Here is a 17672-nt window from a genome sequence, read left to right on the forward strand (position 1 = left end):
CCTGCATCAATCGGCTTGAACCGGCGAGCCGCGTGGTCATATACGTGACAATGTCAGCAGGGATGCCGCGAAACGCTCCCGAGCGCCCGTTCCTTTTGCACCCGTTCACCATGAAACGCATCTGGCTCCTCTTTGCCCAAACCGTCACTGTTGCGGTGGCTGTCCTTTTTGTCGTGGGCACGCTCAAACCCCACTGGCTGGACCGACGCAATGTGCTGCCTGCGGTGGTGCCGGTGATTGAATCGCCCGGAACTCTCTCTGGCGAACCGTCGCCCAACAGCTTCAGGGAAGCGGCCAAGCGGGCCTCCCCTGCGGTCGTGAGCATCAACACCAGCAAGGCCCCCGATCAGGCGCAGATGGCCGACCCCTGGTTCCGATTCTTCTTTGGAGAGCAGGGACAGGGACAACCTCAGGCCGGACTGGGCTCCGGAGTGATCGTGAGCGAAGCGGGTTACATCCTCACCAACAACCACGTGATCGAAGAAGCAGACCAGATTGAGGTGGTGCTCAACGATGGCCGGCGAAGCACCGCCCAGGTCATCGGCACCGACCCGGAAACCGATCTGGCCATCCTGAAGATCAATCTCGGTGGCCTGCCCGTGATCACCCTGGGCAATTCCGAGGCGCTGTTCATCGGCGACCAGGTGCTGGCCATCGGCAACCCCTTCGGGGTCGGTCAGACCGTGACGAGCGGCATCGTCAGTGCCCTGGGACGCACCCAGCTGGGCATCAACACGTTCGAGAACTTCATCCAGACCGATGCAGCCATCAACCCGGGCAATTCGGGCGGTGCGCTGGTGGATATCCACGGACACCTGATGGGCATCAATACCGCGATCTATTCGCGTTCGGGCGGGTCGATGGGCATCGGTTTTGCCATCCCCACCTCCACCGCGCGCAGCGTGATGGACGCCATCGTGCGCGATGGCAAGGTCACCCGGGGCTGGATCGGTGTGGAGCCGCAGGATTTGACCCCTGAGCTGGCCGAGAGCTTCTCGATCCCCTCGGGCACGGGTGTCATCATCACTGGCGTGCTGCAGAACGGGCCGGCCGCCCAGGCTGGCATCCGTCCTGGCGATGTGGTGACCCAAGTGGGAGACAAACCGGTCAGCAACGTGTCCCAGTTGCTGTCTGCCGTGGCGGCTCTCGCGCCGGGCGAACCCTCCAGCCTGGAGATCGTGAGGAAGGACGGAAAACAGCGCATCCAGATCACGCCGGGCAAGCGCAACCTGCCCAGGCCCCAGCCCAACCGCTGATCAGGACGCCGCGCTGTCCTTCACGGATTCCTCGGGGGCCTTGGTATTGCGCACAAACCACTGCGAGCCCCAGATGCCCAGCTCGTACAGCAGGCACATGGGCACCGCCAGTGCGAGCTGTGAAATCACGTCCGGCGGGGTCACGACGGCGGCGATCACGAACGCCACCACGATGAAGTAACCCCGGAACTCCTTCAGCTGCTTGACGCTGACCATGTTCATCTTCACCAGCAGCACCACCACGATCGGCACCTGGAACGCCAGGCCAAAAGCAAGATAGAGCGACAGGATGGCTTCCACATACGAGGCGATGTCGGGGGTCGCTGCCACGCTTTGGGGGGTGAACTGCTGGATGAAGCCAAACATCTTGTCCAGCACGAAGAACTGGACAAAAGCGATGCCCACGTACGCCAGCAAGCTGCCCAGGATGATCAGCGGAACCGCAAAACGCTTTTCATGGCTGTAAAGCCCCGGCGCCACAAACGCCCAGATCTGGTACATCCACCATGGCAGCGAGAGCAGCAATGCTCCCATGGCCAACACCTTGAGCGGCACAAAGAACGGCGAAAACACCCCCACGGCGATCAGCTTGGCATCGGGAGGCATGTGCGCCCGGATGGGCACCGCAATCAGATCAATCAGTCCGCTGGGCCCGGGCCAGATGGCCAGCAGCGCCATGCAGACCCCCAGACCAGCGATGCCATAGAGCAGCCGGTCGCGCAGCTCCATGAGGTGCTGGACAAACGGCTGCTCTGAACCGGCGAGCTCGTCGGTGGATTTGTCAGGATCGGACATCAGCGAGAAGCGGAAGAGGGGCGCGGGCGGAATCGGGCCACGCGGGCCGCACCGGACTGGGCACGCGTGCGCACGCCCGTGCGGGCCTTGTACCACTGGGGCATCGCTTTCTGCTTGATGCGCCAGTTCTTCCGGGGGTGTTTGTAAGACGGGAAACCATCGGTCCCGAGCCGAGAAAGCGCCTCCGAGGTGTCGGAGGAAAACGCCGATCCATCCAGACCCGAGGTGGCTTCGGACCACGACTTCTCGAAATCGCTGGCACCGGAGGCGACCGACGACTCCACGTCGCGCGCCGCCGTCTCCACCGACTCTTTCATTTTCTTGAGCTCTTCAAGCTCCATGGAGCGGCTGACCTCAGCCTTCACGTCGGCCACGTAGCGCTGGGCCTTGCCCAACAGGGTCCCGACCGTGCGAGCCACGCGCGGAAGCTTCTCGGGGCCGATGACAACGAGCGCCACAGCGCCAATCAGCGCAAGCTTGGAGATACCGAGATCAATCATGGACCGGTGTGCGGCAGGACGTCATAAGTGGTTGGCGCCGCAGTGAGCATGCGCCACCTTGAGTCAGCTTTTTTGCTTGGCTTCAACGTCGATGGTGGTCTTTTCGCTCCGAGCGTCCTGGCCCACCTGAGCGGCCGGTGTTGCATCGGCGGCCTGGCCACCGTCCTTCATACCGTCCTTGAAACCTTTGACGGCGCCACCGAGGTCGGAGCCGATGTTCTTCAGTTTTTTGGTGCCGAACACCATCACCACGATCAGCAGCACGATCAGCCAATGCCAAATCGAGAATGAGCCCATGAGTATCTCCAAAACGTTGTGTGAAAGCGCGACCGGCGCCAATACTGGGATTCTACGACCGCGGATTTGGTTCAGCCGCGCGCCCAGGGACGAGGACCGCCCATCACGTGCCAGTGCAGGTGCTGAACCTCCTGGCCACCTTCGATGCCGGTGTTGCACACCATGCGAAAGCCACCTTCGGGATACGGATTGCAGCCCTGTTCCAGTGCCAGCTTCGGCGCCAGCACCATCAAACGCCCCATCCAGCCCTCGTCGGCGGGCGCCAACTGCGCCATGGAGGCAATGTGCCGCTTGGGAATCAGCAGGAAATGCACCGGCGCCCAGGGATGGATGTCGTGAAACGCGTACAGCTCCTCATCCTCATACACCTTCCGGGACGGGATCTGGCCAGCAACGATCTTGCAGAAAATGCAATTGGGGTCTTGATGACTCATGGAGTTTCGGGCGGTTTCAGGAAGGCATGGCCTGGCTGGCATTCATGCGCACCATGCCCCGGACAATGCGGTAGAGGAACCAGATGGAAATGATGGCCCAGGCGATCATGCCCGGCAGCAACAACAGCAGCCACAGAGGCCAGGTGACGACATACAGGATGCCGGCCCAGATCACGGAGCGGATGCGCCAGGAGAAATGACTGGCCTGCCAGGTGCCTTCGGCGTCGCCCTTTTTCACCAGATCGATGATGAGCGCCACCAGCAGGATGCCGACGCCCACCTGCGCGCCCGGCAACACCGCCGCTACCGCCACGATCAGGTGCAGCAGATAGCTGATCCAGCCGACCGTCTTGAGGGATTCTGCCTTTTCGCTGTCCACCGCCTTGACGTCGATGATGTCGCTCATGTCGGCTCCTTTCAGGATTTGGGTTCCGCCTCGCGCGCCACCGCCTTGCGCAGGGCTTTTTCTTCCAGACCACTCAACCCCTCGCGGCGCGCCAGCTCGGCCACCACGTCGGCCGGTGTCTTGCCGTAGTGGGCCAGCGCGATCATGCTGTGGAACCAGAGATCGGCCACCTCGTTGACCAGCTTCTGCACGTCGCCGCCATGGTCACAGTCCTTGGCGGCCATCACCGCCTCGGTGGCTTCTTCACCGATCTTCTTGAGGAAGGCGTCCGGCCCCTTGTGCAGCAGTCGCGCGACATAGCTCTTCTCGGGATCGCCGCCGTTGGCTGGCTTGCGGCTTTCGATGACCGCGGCCAGGCGCGCGAGCGAATCGGTGTCGGACATGGCACTCACTTGTAAATCGATTCCGGGTCCTTGAGCACCGGATCGACCGGCACCCACTGTCCATTCTGGTGGCTCTGGAAGAAGCAGCTGTGACGCCCGGTATGGCAAGCGATACCGGGCTCGTGGCCCAGTTGCGTCACCTTGAGCAGCACCACGTCGTTGTCGCAGTCCAGTCGGATGTCGTGCACCGTCTGCACGTGGCCGGACTCCTCGCCCTTGAACCAGAGCTTGTTGCGCGAACGGCTGAAATACACCGCACGCCCCAGCTCGGCCGTCTTCCGCAGCGCTTCCCGGTTCATCCAGGCGAACATCAGCACGTCGCCGGTGGCCGCTTCCTGCGCGATCACGGGAACCAAGCCCTGCGCATCCCACTTGATGGCGTCGAGCCAGTCCATCACAACCTCACCGGAATGCCGCGTTCGGCCATCCGCTGCTTGGCCTGGGCCACGGTGTACTCGCCGTAGTGGAAGATGCTGGCAGCCAGCACCGCATCCGCCCCACCCTGCTGCACACCGTCGGCCAGGTGGTCGAGATTGCCCACGCCGCCGGACGCGATGACGGGCACGCTGACCGCGTCGGCGACAGCGCGCGTGAGCTCCAGGTCGAAGCCGCTTTTGGTACCGTCGCGGTCCATGCTGGTCAGCAGGATCTCGCCAGCACCGTAGTCGGCCATCTGGCGTGCCCAGGTCACCGCATCCAGCCCGGTGTTCTTGCGGCCGCCGTGGCTGTAGACGTCCCAGCCCTCGCCGCGCGCAGCGGCGTCGTCCCCGTGGCGGCGCTTGGCGTCGATGGCGACCACGATGCACTGCGAGCCGTATTTGTCGGACGCGTCGCGGATCACCTGCGGATTGGCGATGGCCGCCGAATTGAAGCTGGTTTTGTCAGCACCGGCATTGAGCAGTCGGCGCACGTCTTCGACCGTGCGCACGCCGCCACCAACCGTGAGCGGGATGAATACCTGCGAAGCCACCGCCTCGATGATGTGCAGGATCAGGTCGCGCCCGTCGCTGGTGGCGGTGATGTCCAGGAACGTCAACTCGTCGGCACCCTGCTCGTTGTAGCGGGCAGCGATCTCCACCGGGTCACCGGCGTCGCGCAGTTCCACGAAGTTGACACCCTTGACCACGCGACCACCGGTCACGTCCAGGCAGGGGATGATGCGTTTAGCCAGCATCGGTCTTCATCCGTTCAACTCGTCGGCCAGCGCCTGCGCCGCCTCGAAGTCCAGGTCACCGCTGTAGATCGAACGACCGCAGATCACGCCCTCGACGCCCTCTTCCTCCACCGCGCAGAGCTTGCGGATGTCTTCCAGATTGGACAGGCCGCCCGAGGCGATGACAGGAATCGACAGCGACTGCGCCAGCTTGACCGTCGCCTCAATGTTGATGCCGCTGAGCATGCCGTCGCGGCCGATGTCGGTGTAGATGATGGATTCGACGCCGTAGTCCTCGAACTTCTTCCCCAGGTCCACCACTTCGTGACCGGTGAGCTTGCTCCAGCCATCCGTGGCCACCTTGCCGTCCTTGGCGTCGAGGCCGACGATGATGTGGCCACCAAACGCGGTGCAGGCGTCCTGCAGAAAGCCGGGGTTCTTGACCGCAGCGGTACCGATGATCACGTAGCGCAGGCCGGCGTCCAGGTAGCGCTCGATGGTGTCCAGGTCGCGGATGCCACCACCAAGCTGCACATCGACTTCAGAGCCGACCTCCTTGAGCACGGCGCGGATGGCCTGTTCGTTCTTGGGCTTGCCCGCAAAGGCGCCATTGAGATCGACCAGGTGGATGCGGCGCGCACCCTTGTCGACCCAGCTGCGGGCCATGGCCGCCGGGTCTTCGCCGAACACCGTGGTCTGGTCCATGTTCCCCTGCTTGAGGCGAACGCACTGGCCGTCTTTCATGTCAATGGCGGGAATCAGCAGCATGATGGTGGATGAAGTGAGGGCACTCAGGGTTTCCAGGACAGGAAGTTCCGGTACAGCGCCAGGCCCTGGTCGGCGCTTTTTTCCGGATGAAACTGGGTTGCAAAAATGTTATCGCGCGCGATCGCCGACGCAAAGCGGCCGCCAAAGTCGGTCTCACCCACCACATGCGCCGGATCGGCAGGACGCGCGAAGTAGCTGTGCACAAAGTAGAAATAGGCGCCATCGGCGATGCCGGACCACATCGGGTGCTCTGGCCGGCCAGCCAGGCGGTGGAACACCTGGTTCCAGCCCATCTGGGGCACCTTGAACCGGCTGCCGTCTTCCTGCAGCCGGTTCTGCAACTGGAACCGGACGACCTCGCCGGGCATGAGGCCCAGCCCATCGGTCGGTCCCTCCTCGCTGCGCTCCAGAAGCATCTGCATGCCCACGCAGACACCAAACAGCGGCTTGTGAGCCGCAGCGTGCAACACGGCCTCTTTCAGACCCGAAGAGGCGAGTTCGTTCATGCAATCGGCCATGTGACCCTGCCCGGGCAGCACCACACGGTCGGCATCGAACACGGCCTGCGCATCGGAGGTGACGATCACGTCCACCCCCGAACCGATGGCGGCGTGCATCACCGCCTGCGAGACGGAACGCAGGTTGCCGCTGCCGTAGTCCACCACGGCGACTGTCTTGGATTTCATCAGGACCCTGAAGAGGAAAGACTCAGAGCGAACCTTTGGTCGAGGGGATCACATCGCCCAGGCGTTCGTCACGCTCCAGCGCCATGCGCAGCGCACGGGCGAAGGCCTTGAACACGGTCTCGGCCTGGTGATGGGCATTTTCGCCGTGCAGGTTGTCGATGTGCAGCGTCACACCGGCATGGTTGACAAAGCCCTGGAAGAACTCGAAGGCCAGTTGGGTGTCGAACGCGCCGACCATGCCGGCCTTGAAGGGCACACGCATGTGCAGGCCGGGACGGCCGGAGAAGTCGATCACGACGCGCGAGAGCGCCTCGTCCAGCGGCACGTAGGCGTGGCCGTAGCGGCGGATGCCTTTCTTGTCGCCCACGGCCTTGGCAAAGGCTTGGCCCAGAGTGATGCCCACGTCTTCCACCGTGTGGTGGCCATCGATGTGCAGGTCGCCCTTGGCCTCGATCTCCAGGTCGATCAGCCCGTGGCGGGCGATCTGGTCGAGCATGTGGTCGAAAAAGCCGATGCCGGTGGACAGTTGGGCCTTGCCCGAGCCGTCTAGGTTGATACGCACGCGGATCTGCGTCTCGGACGTGTTGCGCTGGACGTCGGCCACGCGGGGGCTGGCGGCAAAAGAAGGGGTGGTCATAGGCTGGCTTGCAGGGCAGCGATCATCTGCGTGTTCTCGTCGGGGGTGCCGACCGTCAGGCGCAGGCAGTTGCCGAGCAATGGGTGCATTTTAGAAACATTCTTGACCAGCACGCCGCGCGCCTTCAGGCCTTCGAAGGCCTTCTGCGCATCGGGGACCCTCACCAGCACCATGTTGGCCTGGCTCGGGAAGGGCTGCACGCCCGGCATGGCCGCCAGCGCGGCGATCAGGCGCTCGCGCTCGGCGCGGATGGTGGCCGCCTGTTGCGCGAACACGTCGGCATGTTCCAGCGCGAACAGCGCGCATTCGGCATTGAGCACGCTCACGTTGTAGGGTGGGCGCAGCTTGTCGATCTCATGCACCAGCGCCTGCGGGCCGAGCATGTAACCGAGCCGCACGCCCGCCAGGCCGAACTTGGACAGGGTGCGCATGAGCAGCACATTGGCGTTGGCCGCCGGGTGGGCGCGTATCTCGTCCAGCCAGCTGCGGCTTGAAAACGGCTGGTAGGCCTCGTCCATCACCACCAGGCCGCCGAAACTGCCGGCCTCGGCGATCAGGCGCCGGATCACGCACGCGTCCCACAGGTTGGCGGTGGGGTTGTTCGGGTAGGCGATGTAGGTGATGGTGGGCTGGTGCTGGCGCAGCGCGGCCAGCATGGCGTCTTCGTCGAGCTCGAAATCGGCCGTGAGCTGGACGCCGTGGAAGGCCAGACCCTGCAGCTGGGAGCTCATGGCGTACATCACGAAGCCCGGCAGCGGCGCGAGGATGGAGGCACCGGGCACGTCGCAGCCCATGGCCAGCAGCGAGATCAACTCGTCCGAGCCGTTGCCCAGCATCAGGGCGCAGCCCTCAGGCAGATTCACGTAGCGCGCCAGCGCCTGCTTCAAGTCCTCGATGCGCGCGCCAGGGTAGCGGTTGACGGCCACGGCCCCCAGGCGCTCGCCCAGGGCGGCCTGCAGTTCGGGCGGCAGCGCAAACGGGTTTTCCATCGCATCCAGCTTGACCATGCCGGTCGAGTCCTGGATGGCATAGGCGTGCATGGACTGGATGTCCTGCCGGATGTTCTGCAACGGGTTCGGGGTGGTCATCGCGTTCACTTCGTGCCCCGCATCGGTGGCACGGTGGACAGGCGCAGCTCGGCGGCGCGGGCGTGGGCTTGCAGGCCTTCGCCGTAGGCCAGCTCGGCGGCGATGGCACCCAGCGGCTGGGCTCCGGCCTGGCTGACCTCGATCAGGCTGCTGCGCTTCTGGAAGTCGTACACGCCGAGCGGCGACGAGAAGCGGGCCGTGCCGCTGGTGGGCAGCACGTGGTTGGGGCCGGCGCAGTAGTCGCCCAGGCTTTCACTGGTGTAGGCGCCAAGGAAGATGGCCCCCGCGTGCTTGAGCAGCGGCTCCCAGCGGTGCGGGTCGCTGCTGCTCACTTCAAGGTGCTCGGGTGCGATGCGGTTGCTGATGGCGCAGGCCTCCTCCATGTCGCGTGTGAGGATCAGCGCGCCGCGGTCGTTCAGGCTCTTGGCGATGATGGCCGCGCGCGGCATGGTGGGCAACAGGCGGTCGATCTCGCGCTGCACCGCGTCGAGGTAGGCGGCGTCGGGGCACAGCAGGATGCTCTGGGCCAGTTCGTCGTGCTCGGCCTGGCTGAACAGGTCCATCGCCACCCACTCGGCCGGCGTGCTGCCGTCGGCGAGCACCAGGATTTCGCTTGGGCCGGCGATCATGTCGATGCCCACGGTGCCGAACACGCGGCGTTTGGCGCTGGCCACGTAGGCGTTGCCGGGGCCGGTGATCTTGTCGACCTTGGGCACGGTGGCGGTGCCGTAGGCCAGCGCGGCCACCGCCTGGGCGCCGCCAATGGTGAAGGCGCGCGTGACGCCGGCCACATAGGCGGCGGCCAGCACCAGCTCGTTGCGCTCGCCACGCGCGGCGGTGGCCGCGCCCGTGCCGCCGGTGGCGACACTGCCGCGAACCGGGGTTGGCACCACCATGATGATTTCGCCCACGCCGGCCACGTGCGCCGGCACCGCGTTCATGATCAGGCTCGACGGGTAGGCCGCCTTGCCGCCGGGCACATAGATGCCCACCCGGTCCAGCGGCGTGACCTTCTGGCCCAGCAGCGTGCCGTCCTCGTCGCGGTAGGTCCAGCTCTCGCCGGAGGCCTTTTTCTGCGCCTCGTGGTAGCTGCGCACGCGACGCGCCGCGCTCTGCAGCGCCTCGCGCTGGGCGGCTGGCAAGCCGTCGAACGCGGCCTTGAAGTCGGCCTGCGTCAGCTCCAGCTCGGCCATCGAGGCGGCCTGCAGGCCGTCGAAGCGCGCCGTGTATTCCAGCACCGCGGCATCACCGCGCTGCTTCACGTCCCCCAGGATGTCCGCCACGCGCTGCTCGATCGCATGGTCCGTGTCCGCCGACCAGTGCAGCCGGGCTGCAAACTGCGCCTCGAAATCGGACGCGGTGGTGTTCAGGCGGGCGGGCTGGGCGGACAGACTCATGATGGAACGGACTGTTTGGAAATGGCTTGTGAGAAAGCGTCAAGGATGGGGCGGATGGCGGCCTGCTTGAGCTTGAGCGCGGCCTGGTTGACCACCAGGCGCGAACTGATGTCCATGATCTGCTCGACCTCGACCAGGTTGTTGGCCTTGAGCGTCTTGCCGGTGGACACCAGGTCGACGATCGCGTCGGCCATGCCGGTCAGCGGCGCCAGTTCCATGCTGCCGTAGAGCTTGATCAGGTCCACGTGCACACCCTTGCTGGCGAAGAACTCGCGCGCGATGGTGGTGTACTTGGTCGCGACCTTCAGGCGCGAGCCCTGGCGCACGGCCGAGGCGTAGTCGAAATCGGCCGGAACCGCCACGCTCATGCGGCACTTGGCGATCTGCAGGTCCAGCGGCTGGTACAGGCCCTGGCCGCCGTGCTCGATCAGGGTGTCCTTGCCTGTCACGCCGAGGTCGGCGCCACCGTATTCCACATAGGTCGGCACGTCGGACGCGCGCACCAGCACCACCCGCACGTCCGGCTGGTTCGTCGGCAGGATCAGCTTGCGGGAGGTTTCCGGGTCTTCCAGCACCTCGATGCCCGCGGCCGCGAGCAGCGGCAGGGTTTCGTCGAAGATGCGGCCTTTGGACAGCGCCAGGGTGATCATTTGATTCTTTCGATATCGGCACCGATGCCACGCAGCTTGGCTTCCATCTGGTCGTAGCCCCGGTCCAGGTGGTAGATGCGGTCGACGATGGTTTCGCCCTCGGCCACCAGGCCGGCGATCACCAGGCTGGCCGAAGCCCGCAGGTCGGTGGCCATGACGGTGGCGCCCTGCAGGCGGTCGATGCCCTCGATCACGGCCACCTTGCCGTCGGTCTGGATCTTGGCGCCCAGACGGACCAGTTCGTTGACGTGCATGAAGCGGTTTTCGAAGATGGTCTCAGTGACCTTGCTGGTGCCGGTGGCGATGCAGTTGAGCGCCATGAATTGCGCCTGCATGTCGGTCGGAAAGCCGGGGTACTCGGTGGTGCGGAAGCTCTGCGCTTTCAGGCGACCGGAGGCGCGCACGCGGATGAAGCCGTCACCGGCCTCGATTTCAGCGCCCGCGTCGCGCAGCTTGTCGATGACCGCGTCGAGGTGGTCGGCGCGGCCGTGGCGCAGCACCACATCGCCTCCGGTAGCGGCCACCGCGCACAGGAAGGTGCCGGCCTCGATGCGGTCGGCCACCACCTGGTGGGTGCAACCGTGCAACCGGTCCACGCCCTGGATGTGGATGCGGCTGGTGCCATGGCCTTCGATCTTCGCGCCCATGGCGATCAGCATTTCGGCCAGATCGGGAATCTCGGGTTCCTGCGCCGCGTTCTCCAGCACCGTTTCGCCCTCGGCCAGCGCGGCGGCCATCAGGAAGTTCTCGGTGCCGGTGACGGTCACCATGTCGGTGGCGATGCGTGCGCCCTTGAGGCGGCTGCGACCCTGCGGCAGCTGGGCCACCATGTATCCGTGTTCGACCACGATCTCGGCACCCATGGCCTGCAGGCCCTTGATGTGCTGATCCACCGGGCGCGAGCCGATGGCGCAGCCACCCGGCAGCGACACCTTGGCGCGGCCGAACCGAGCCAGCAGTGGGCCCAGCACCAGCACCGAGGCGCGCATGGTTTTCACCAGCTCATAAGGCGCTTCCGGGTTGAGGCTGTCGGGCGCCACGAAACTCATGCCACCGCGCTCGCCATGCGTTTCGGTCTGCACACCCATGTTGTCGAGCAGCAGGCGCATGGTGGCCACGTCGCGCAGACGCGGCACATTGTTCAGGTACACCGGATCAGCGGTGAGCAGGGCAGCACAGATCTCGGGCAGCGCCGCGTTCTTGGCGCCCGAAATGGTGACCTCGCCGTTGAGGGGACGTCCACCGGTGATTCGCAGTTTGTCCATGGTGTCGGGGCGCTCAGTTCTGGGCCGCCCATTCGGCGGGGGTGAAGGTCTTCAAGGACAGGGCGTGCACCTCGTCCGTCTTGATGCGTTCGCCCAATGTGGCATAGACGCGCTGGTGGCGCGCGATCGGCCGCTTGCCCTCGAACTCGGGCGAGACGATAACGGCGGCCCAGTGGCGGCCATCACCGGTGACTTCGATGTGCTCGCAGGACAGGCCGGCGGCGATGAGTTGTTGCAGCTGTTCAGCAGTCATGGAAGGAATCGCTCAGTGACGGATTTTGTAGCCGGTGCGCAGCAGGTGCAGGGCCAGGGCACTGACGGCCATCAGCGCGCCGCCCACCAGACCCAGACTCATCCAGGGCGACACATCGCTCACCCCGAAGAAGCCGTAGCGAAAGCCGTCGATCATGTAGAAGAACGGATTGAGATGGCTCACCGTCTGCCAGAAGTCGGGCAGGGAATGGATGGAATAGAACACGCCCGAGAGAAAGGTCATGGGCATGATGATGAAGTTCTGGAACGCCGCCATTTGGTCGAATTTCTCGGCCCAGAGCCCCGCGATCAAGCCCAGCGCGCCCAGCAAGGCTGCACCCATGAAACCGAACACCAGAATCCACAGCGGCGCCACCAGACTGGGCTGGGCATACCACCAGGTCACCGCCATCACGCCCGCGCCCACCGCGAGGCCACGCACCACCGAGGAGCCGACGTAGGCAAAGAACCAGGCGCGGTGAGACAGCGGCGTGAGCAGCAGGAACACAAGATTGCCCATGATCTTGCTCTGGATCAGCGAAGAGCTGCTGTTGGCAAACGCGTTCTGCAGCACGCTCATCATCACCAGGCCGGGCAGCAGGAAGGCGGTGTAGTTCACCTGGCCGTAGACCTTGGCGCTGCCTTCGAGCACGTGCCCGAAGATCATCATGTACAGGATGGCCGTGATGACCGGCGCCGCCACGGTCTGGAAGCCGACCTTCCAGAAGCGCAGCACCTCCTTGTAGAACAGGGTCTGCCAGCCGTTCATGGGGTGGCCTCCTGTACCTGACCGGAGGCTCGCTCCATCACCTCGATGAACACATCCTCAAGGTCGGCCTTGCGGATTTCCACGTCCTCGGCGACCACGCCGGCCTCCCGAGCGCGCGCCAGCCACTGCTCGACCTCGATCGCGTTGTGCGCCGGCAGCTGCACCACCCGACCCGTGACGCGCGCCTGCGCCGCCAGCTCCGGCGGCAGCGCCTGGTCGGTCTTGAACCGCAGCACGTTGGACGAGGCCTGGCGCAGCAGATCGGACGTCTTCTCCAGCGCCACCACCCGGCCCAGCTGCAGCATGGCGATGCGGCCGCACAGGGCCTCCGCCTCTTCCAGATAGTGGGTCGTCAGCAGCACCGTGCTGCCCTGCTTGTTGAGCTGGCTTATGAACTGCCAGAGGGTCTGGCGCAGTTCCACGTCCACACCCGCCGTGGGCTCGTCGAGCACGATCACTGGCGGTTTGTGCACCAGGGCCTGCGCCACAAGCACCCGGCGCTTCATGCCACCCGAGAGCTGGCGCATGTTGGCGCCCGCCTTGTCGGTCAGCCCCAGCCCTTGCAGCAGTTCGTCGATCCAGTCGTCGTTGTGGTGGATGCCGAAGTAGCCGGACTGGAAGCGGAGCGCCTCACGAACGTTGAAGAACGGGTCGAACACCAGCTCCTGGGGCACCACACCGAGCGCCCGCCGCGCGGCCGCGTAGTCGGACTGGACATCGTGCCCCTGCACCAGCACACGACCACCGCTGGCCCGCACCAGTCCGGCCAGCACGCTGATCAGTGTGGTCTTGCCGGCGCCATTGGGACCCAGCAGGCCAAAAAACTCGCCGGGCTGGATGTCAAAGGACACGCCTTTGAGCGCCTGCAGCTCGCCACGGGCCGAAGCGTAGGTCTTGGAAACGTTCTGAAAGGAAACTGCGGGCATTGCGGAAGCGGGCCAGGTCACCGGACGCTGGCAGGACATCTGCTGACCGCGGGTGAGCCGTCGATTTTATGTCGCGGCGCGCAATGTCGCTGGCGAGCGGCTCAAGCGGGCAGCAGCTCGGCCACGCCGTAGAGTGTGACCAGCGCCTGCAGGCGCTGCGGCATGCGGGCCACCTGCAAGGTCTTGCCCTGGGTCAGCAGCGCGTTGCGCAGCTCCAGCAACACCGCCACCGCCGAGGTGTCGAACACCTTCAGCGGGTCGGCGTTCAGCACCACGGTCGGGCCTGCCTGGCGGACCAGCGAGTCCCGGAGCCTTTCCAGCGTCTGGGCGGCACCGGACAGGGTCAGCTGTTCCGGCATGGGGATGGCGGCGGTTTCAGACACGCTCATCTGCCCTCAGCTGGTCTTACCGGCTGCGCTCTTGTTGCGCTGGACCAGGTTGGCAATCAGCCCGTCGATGCCCTTGGTGTTGATCTCCTGGGCAAACTGGGACTTGTAGGTTTCCACCAGCCAGACGCCCAGCACGTTCAGGTCGTAGATCTTCCAGCCGCTGTCCGCCTTTTCGAGGCGGTAATCGAGCTGGATCGGCTCGCCCTTGCCACGCACTTCGCTGCGCACCACAACCTCGGTGTCTTCCGGCTTCGAGCGCATTGGCTTGAAGCTCAGGGTCTGGTCGCGGACTTCGCCGAGGGCACCGGCATAGGTCCGGACCAGCAGGGTCTTGAACTCGTCCTGGAGCTGTTTCTGCTGCTCGGGCGTCGCCTGGCGCCAGGCGCGGCCGACGGCCATGGACGTCATGCGGGAGAAGTTGACGTTCGGCATGATCTTGGCGTCCACCAGTGCAACGATGCGGCTGATGTCCCCCTTCTGGATCGCCGGATCGGCTTTCACGGAGGCGAGCACATCGCTGGAAATGCGCTTGACGAGCGCATCCGGTGCTTCCACCTCTGCCATGGCCAGCGGGCTTGCGAAAACAGCGGCGGCGGTGATGAGGCTGAATATCCAATGACGGCGTTGCATGTGCGATGTCCTTTCAGAAGCGGTGTGTGACCCGGCGCAGTGCCGGATCTTCGGTCCGCATGGGACAGGGACTGTACGGCACCGGTTCCGGGTGAATGTGTCGGAACTGTAATTCAGAGGTATCGGTTTGTGGGTCAGTCGGACCCGTCCTTGAGCCCGATGCCCTTGTCTTTCAGGTCCTCGATCTGGCTTTCCCGGCGCTGCAGATAGAGGTCGCGGGTGAAGCTGTACTTGTCCAGCGCAGCGCCCTCCAGCAAGGTCGTTGCGCGCAACAGGTTGGCCCTGGTTTCCACCGCTCGCAACACATACAGGGAGTTGCGGGTCGGGATATCGGAGATGCCTTGCACCAGGTCGCCGCTGGACTCGATGCTGAAGCCCGCCGCGTCGCGCACGGTGGAGGGGCCGAAGATCGGCAGCACGAGGTACGGCCCCGAGGGGACGCCCCATCGGCCCAGCGTCTGACCGAAGTCCAGGCGGGTGCGCTCGATCCCCATTTCAGAGGCCACATCGAAGAGGCCGGCAACGCCAAAGAAGGTGTTGACGTTGAAGCGGAGGAAGTTCTCGGCGGCCTCACGGGGCCGCAGCTGCAGCGAGGCGTTGATGAACGACCAAACGTCGCGCAGATTCTCAAAGAAGTTGTTGACACCTGTGCGGACCGGGTCGGGCGTGACGTCGCGGTACACGGTGGCAACAGGTTTGAGCACCGCCCCATCCACCGCATCATTGAACGCTGTCACCTGCCGGTTCAGGGGTTCCAGCGGGTCGCGTGGGCTTGCGTTCGGACCGCTGGCACAACCCGTCAGCACGCCGACGAGCAGCAGCGATGCCAGCCAGCGCAAGAGACGACGGCCATCGAATCTCATGTCAATCTCCTGGGCACGCACCATGGCGCACTCACTGCGGTTTCTGTTCACCGCCATCGGCGGCCTTGTTGAACAGGAACTGGCCGATCAGGTTTTCCAGCACCACCGCAGACTGGGTTTGCGTGATCACGTCACCCGCTTGCAGATTCTTCTCGTCTCCGCCGGGTTCGATGCCGATGTACTGGTCACCCAGCAGCCCCGAAGTCAGGATCTTGGCCGACGAATCCTTGGGAAAAGCCACCCCCTTGTTGACTTCCATGGTCACCACCCCGAGGTAGGTCTGGGGATCCAGGGTCACGCTGGTCACCCGCCCGACATGGACGCCCGCCGAGCGCACCGGCGCGCGCGCCTTCAGCCCGCCGATGTTGTCGAAGCGCGCCTGCAGCGTGTAGGTGTCGCCACCGTTGGTGAAGCTGGCCAGGTTGGCCGCCTTGAGTGCGAGGAACAGCAGCGACAGAGCGCCGAGCACGACAAACAGGCCAACAAAAATTTCAATGCTTTTCTTGTTCATAGGTTCTCCCGAATCAGGGGGTCGAGAACATCAGGGCGGTCAGGATGAAGTCCATCGCCAGCACACCCAGCGAGGCGGTGACCACCGTTCTTGTGGTTGCATAGGCCACACCCTCGGGGGTGGCTTCGGTTTCATAGCCCTGGTAGAGCGCCACGGCGGTGCAGATGACACCGAACACTGCACTCTTGACGACACCGTTGCCAACGTCCCGCCAGACATCGACGCCGCTTTGCTGGATCGACCAGAAGTTGCCGGAGTCGATGCCGATCAGCAGCACGGCGACCACATAGGCGCCGAGAATACCGACGGTGGAAAACAGGGCGGCAAGCAAGGGCATCGACAGGATGCCGCCCAGGAAGCGCGGTGCCAGCACCCGGGCCTTGGGGTCGATGGCCATCAGCTCCATCGCCGCGATCTGTTCGCCGGCCTTCATCAGTCCGATCTCGGCCGTCAGCGAGGTGCCGGCGCGCCCCGCAAACAGCAGCGCCGTCACAACCGGTCCCAGCTCCCGCACCAGCGCCAGATTGACGATCAGGCCCAGCGACTCGGCGGCACCATAGGTGGTCAGCGCGTAGTACATCTGCAGTGCCAGCACGAAGCCGACGGACAGGCCTGAGGCAACGATGATCACCAGAGAACGGTTGCCGATCGCATGGATCTGCCCGACCACCAGACCGAAGCGCCGCAGCGCCGCCGGCATTGCACGCAACAGGTCCAGAAAAAACAGCGCGCCGTGACCCCAACGCGCCAGCAAGGCCAGCACCAGCTGGCCAATCTTCTGTAACAGGTTCATGCGGCAGCCCTCGGACCATAGTCTTCGGCGACAGACCGGGCCGGGTAGTGGAACTTGACCGGACCGTCCGGTTCGCCACGCACGAACTGGCGCACCTCGGGATCGGTGCTGGCCATGAGTTCGGCGGGCGTGCCCTGCGCCACCACACGACCGCCCGCTGCGAGCAGCACCACATGGTCGCTGATCGCCATGCACTGCGGGATGTCGTGGGATATCAGCAGCGAGGTGGCGCCGGTCACATCGGTCAGCGTGCGGATGAGCTTCGCGGCCACGCCCATGGACACCAGATCGAGGCCTGCAAAGGGTTCGTCGTACATGATCAGTTCCGGATCGAGTGCGATGGCCCGGGCGAGCGCCACGCGACGCGCCATGCCACCGGAGACTTCGCTGATCTTTAGGTGTGCCGCGCCCCGCAAGCCCACCGCATCGAGCTTCATCAGCACGATGTGGCGGATCAGCGGCTCGGGCAGGTCGCTCATCTCGCGCAGGGGAAACGCGACGTTGTCGAACACGTTCAGGTCGGTGAACAGGGCACCGAACTGGAACAGCATGCCCAGGCGGCGGCGCAGCCGGAACAGCTGCGCCTTGTCGGCGGTGTTCACCACCTCACCGTCGAACACCACGCGGCCGCTGTTCGGCGCATGCACGCCGCCGATCAGGCGCAGCAGAGTGGTTTTTCCGCAGCCGGAACCGCCCAGCACGGCCGTGATCTTGCCGCGGGCGAACTGGAGGGAGATGTCGTTGAGGATGGTCCTTCGGCTGTCGTAGCCGAAGGTGACATGGTCGATGTCGATAAAAGGGGTATCGCTCATGAGGCCAGATGT

At 64.8% G+C, this 17672-nt stretch carries 25 protein-coding genes; 1 reads left to right on the plus strand and 24 read right to left on the minus strand.

Annotation, left to right across the window (positions count from 1 at the left end):
* Positions 1-110: 110 nt before the first annotated feature.
* Complete coding sequence (locus HPF_RS19760) at positions 111-1256, plus strand: trypsin-like peptidase domain-containing protein (RefSeq protein ID WP_079366774.1); 1146 nt, start codon at positions 111-113, stop codon at positions 1254-1256.
* Here HPF_RS19760 and tatC read toward each other — a convergent pair whose 3' ends face one another.
* The 24 genes from tatC to HPF_RS19880 all read right to left on the minus strand — a co-directional run bounded on the left by tatC (position 1257) and on the right by HPF_RS19880 (position 17660).
* A complete protein-coding gene (gene tatC, locus HPF_RS19765; RefSeq protein ID WP_066152889.1) occupies positions 1257-2051 on the minus strand; it encodes a twin-arginine translocase subunit TatC in 795 nt (264 codons plus the stop codon).
* On the minus strand, positions 2051-2551 hold the full coding sequence (tatB, locus tag HPF_RS19770; protein ID WP_066152886.1) for a Sec-independent protein translocase protein TatB: 501 nt from the start codon (positions 2549-2551) through the stop codon (positions 2051-2053). Before tatB ends, tatC begins: the two co-directional genes overlap by 1 nt.
* Before the next feature lie 63 nt (positions 2552-2614).
* A complete protein-coding gene (tatA, locus tag HPF_RS19775) occupies positions 2615-2848 on the minus strand; it encodes a Sec-independent protein translocase subunit TatA (RefSeq protein WP_066152883.1) in 234 nt (77 codons plus the stop codon).
* Between the two features lie 71 nt (positions 2849-2919).
* Positions 2920-3282 carry a histidine triad nucleotide-binding protein gene (locus HPF_RS19780; RefSeq protein WP_066152878.1) on the minus strand — a complete coding sequence of 121 codons (363 nt, stop codon included), beginning with the start codon at positions 3280-3282 and terminating at the stop codon, positions 2920-2922.
* A gap of 16 nt (positions 3283-3298) precedes the next feature.
* A complete protein-coding gene (locus tag HPF_RS19785; RefSeq protein ID WP_066152873.1) occupies positions 3299-3688 on the minus strand; it encodes a DUF4870 family protein in 390 nt (129 codons plus the stop codon).
* Between the two features lie 11 nt (positions 3689-3699).
* Complete coding sequence (locus tag HPF_RS19790; RefSeq protein ID WP_066152870.1) at positions 3700-4071, minus strand: phosphoribosyl-ATP diphosphatase; 372 nt, start codon at positions 4069-4071, stop codon at positions 3700-3702.
* A gap of 5 nt (positions 4072-4076) precedes the next feature.
* Positions 4077-4466, minus strand: coding sequence for a phosphoribosyl-AMP cyclohydrolase (gene hisI, locus HPF_RS19795; protein ID WP_066152866.1), 390 nt, complete (start codon positions 4464-4466; stop codon positions 4077-4079).
* Positions 4466-5245, minus strand: coding sequence for an imidazole glycerol phosphate synthase subunit HisF (gene hisF, locus HPF_RS19800; RefSeq protein WP_066152863.1), 780 nt, complete (start codon positions 5243-5245; stop codon positions 4466-4468). The genes hisI and hisF overlap by 1 nt, the downstream gene beginning before the upstream one ends.
* A gap of 6 nt (positions 5246-5251) precedes the next feature.
* The gene (gene hisA / locus HPF_RS19805; RefSeq protein ID WP_133157612.1) at positions 5252-5992 is read right to left on the minus strand and encodes a 1-(5-phosphoribosyl)-5-[(5-phosphoribosylamino)methylideneamino]imidazole-4-carboxamide isomerase; all 741 of its coding nucleotides are present in this window, start codon (positions 5990-5992) and stop codon (positions 5252-5254) included.
* A gap of 23 nt (positions 5993-6015) precedes the next feature.
* Complete coding sequence (hisH, locus tag HPF_RS19810) at positions 6016-6678, minus strand: imidazole glycerol phosphate synthase subunit HisH (RefSeq protein ID WP_066152857.1); 663 nt, start codon at positions 6676-6678, stop codon at positions 6016-6018.
* Between the two features lie 22 nt (positions 6679-6700).
* The gene (gene hisB, locus HPF_RS19815; protein ID WP_066152854.1) at positions 6701-7315 is read right to left on the minus strand and encodes an imidazoleglycerol-phosphate dehydratase HisB; all 615 of its coding nucleotides are present in this window, start codon (positions 7313-7315) and stop codon (positions 6701-6703) included.
* On the minus strand, positions 7312-8403 hold the full coding sequence (gene hisC, locus HPF_RS19820; RefSeq protein ID WP_133157613.1) for a histidinol-phosphate transaminase: 1092 nt from the start codon (positions 8401-8403) through the stop codon (positions 7312-7314). Before hisC ends, hisB begins: the two co-directional genes overlap by 4 nt.
* 5 nt (positions 8404-8408) lie before the next feature.
* Entirely contained in the window at positions 8409-9800 is a 1392-nt protein-coding gene (hisD, locus tag HPF_RS19825; RefSeq protein WP_066152848.1) for a histidinol dehydrogenase, read from the minus strand.
* Positions 9797-10450: an ATP phosphoribosyltransferase gene (gene hisG, locus HPF_RS19830; protein WP_066152846.1), complete on the minus strand. Its 654-nt coding sequence runs from the start codon at positions 10448-10450 to the stop codon at positions 9797-9799. Before hisG ends, hisD begins: the two co-directional genes overlap by 4 nt.
* Positions 10447-11715, minus strand: a complete 1269-nt coding sequence (murA, locus tag HPF_RS19835) for a UDP-N-acetylglucosamine 1-carboxyvinyltransferase (RefSeq protein ID WP_133157614.1) — start codon at positions 11713-11715, stop codon at positions 10447-10449. The genes hisG and murA overlap by 4 nt, the downstream gene beginning before the upstream one ends.
* Before the next feature lie 13 nt (positions 11716-11728).
* Complete coding sequence (locus HPF_RS19840) at positions 11729-11968, minus strand: BolA family protein (protein WP_066152840.1); 240 nt, start codon at positions 11966-11968, stop codon at positions 11729-11731.
* Positions 11969-11980: 12 nt separating this feature from the next.
* A complete protein-coding gene (locus HPF_RS19845; RefSeq protein WP_133157615.1) occupies positions 11981-12736 on the minus strand; it encodes an ABC transporter permease in 756 nt (251 codons plus the stop codon).
* Positions 12733-13662 (minus strand): ABC transporter ATP-binding protein, encoded by a 930-nt coding sequence (locus HPF_RS19850; protein WP_066152834.1) that lies wholly within the window; start codon positions 13660-13662, stop codon positions 12733-12735. Before HPF_RS19850 ends, HPF_RS19845 begins: the two co-directional genes overlap by 4 nt.
* 101 nt (positions 13663-13763) lie before the next feature.
* Positions 13764-14051, minus strand: a complete 288-nt coding sequence (locus HPF_RS19855; RefSeq protein ID WP_241559692.1) for an STAS domain-containing protein — start codon at positions 14049-14051, stop codon at positions 13764-13766.
* Positions 14052-14057: 6 nt separating this feature from the next.
* Positions 14058-14681, minus strand: a complete 624-nt coding sequence (locus tag HPF_RS19860) for an MlaC/ttg2D family ABC transporter substrate-binding protein (RefSeq protein WP_066152828.1) — start codon at positions 14679-14681, stop codon at positions 14058-14060.
* A gap of 134 nt (positions 14682-14815) precedes the next feature.
* Positions 14816-15568: an MlaA family lipoprotein gene (locus HPF_RS19865; RefSeq protein WP_243721624.1), complete on the minus strand. Its 753-nt coding sequence runs from the start codon at positions 15566-15568 to the stop codon at positions 14816-14818.
* Between the two features lie 7 nt (positions 15569-15575).
* Positions 15576-16055 carry an outer membrane lipid asymmetry maintenance protein MlaD gene (gene mlaD, locus HPF_RS19870; RefSeq protein WP_066152822.1) on the minus strand — a complete coding sequence of 160 codons (480 nt, stop codon included), beginning with the start codon at positions 16053-16055 and terminating at the stop codon, positions 15576-15578.
* A gap of 13 nt (positions 16056-16068) precedes the next feature.
* Complete coding sequence (gene mlaE, locus HPF_RS19875) at positions 16069-16848, minus strand: lipid asymmetry maintenance ABC transporter permease subunit MlaE (protein ID WP_066152819.1); 780 nt, start codon at positions 16846-16848, stop codon at positions 16069-16071.
* Complete coding sequence (locus tag HPF_RS19880; protein ID WP_066152814.1) at positions 16845-17660, minus strand: ABC transporter ATP-binding protein; 816 nt, start codon at positions 17658-17660, stop codon at positions 16845-16847. The genes mlaE and HPF_RS19880 overlap by 4 nt, the downstream gene beginning before the upstream one ends.
* Positions 17661-17672 lie beyond the last annotated feature (12 nt).

It is taken from the genome of Hydrogenophaga pseudoflava, from assembly GCF_004353865.1.
In the GTDB taxonomy this organism is placed as follows: Bacteria; Pseudomonadota; Gammaproteobacteria; order Burkholderiales; family Burkholderiaceae_C; genus Hydrogenophaga; species Hydrogenophaga pseudoflava.